General features: G+C 60.4%; 1 protein-coding gene. It reads right to left on the bottom strand.

Features of this window, described 5'->3' with window-relative positions; genetic code table 11:
* A partial coding sequence (locus SB724_RS20395; RefSeq protein WP_410572706.1) for a molybdopterin-dependent oxidoreductase occupies positions 1-233 on the bottom strand: 233 nt, incomplete at its 3' end.
* Between the last annotated feature and the right edge of the window lie 35 nt (positions 234-268).

Genomic DNA, 268 nt, shown 5'->3' on the forward strand with positions numbered 1-268 from the left:
TGGAAGCGGCCGGCGCTGGCCCATCCGTACGAGCAGCCGTATACAGCCATGGGACCGTATTCCGCGTAGACCCGTTTGAGCTCCGAACTGACTAGCTCTATGGCCCGTTCCCAAGACACCTCTACGAAGGTCTCGGAACCACGTCCTGATCCACTCCCTGGCCCGTTTTCCAGCCATCCCGAACGAACTGCCGGGCGCAGCACGCGAGTTGGATGATGTTGCGCAGAGGCCACATTATCGAGAATGTCTCTGGGGTCCGGATCTCCAG

The organism is Bacillus sp. SIMBA_031 (assembly GCF_046535225.1).
GTDB classification, from domain to species: domain Bacteria; phylum Bacillota; class Bacilli; order Bacillales; family Bacillaceae; genus Bacillus; species Bacillus velezensis.